The sequence below is a fragment of the Psychromonas aquatilis genome, from assembly GCF_038155185.1.
GTDB lineage: Bacteria > Pseudomonadota > Gammaproteobacteria > Enterobacterales > Psychromonadaceae > Psychromonas > Psychromonas aquatilis.
In genome coordinates this window covers 1-231 of the sequence record NZ_JBAKAZ010000262.1, presented here as the reverse complement: position 1 = coordinate 231, position 231 = coordinate 1, and the positions used below count along the sequence as shown (strand labels likewise).

The following is a 231-nucleotide window of genomic DNA, read 5'->3' as shown; positions in this document are numbered from 1 at the left end:
CGGTAATGTTGTTGATGAAGATGCCCTTGCGAAGGCATTGCAAGTTCTCACATTTAGAGCTGCAGGCGTGGATGGTTATAAGGTCGAGCCTCTTCCTACTTCATCTCCATAAATGGACTTAGATAATATTGTTCTTTTCCCTCATATCGGCTCAGCAACAGCATAAACACGACTGGCTATGATTGATTGTGCAATAGACAACTTAGTCGCCGTGATAAGCGGCGACTAAGT

Annotated in this window: 1 protein-coding gene; it reads left to right on the top strand. The window is 44.2% G+C overall.

The features are described 5' to 3' along the window. A partial coding sequence (locus V6256_RS16500; protein WP_424141079.1) for an NAD(P)-dependent oxidoreductase occupies window positions 1–112 on the top strand: 112 nt, incomplete at its 5' end. Window positions 113–231 lie beyond the last annotated feature (119 nt).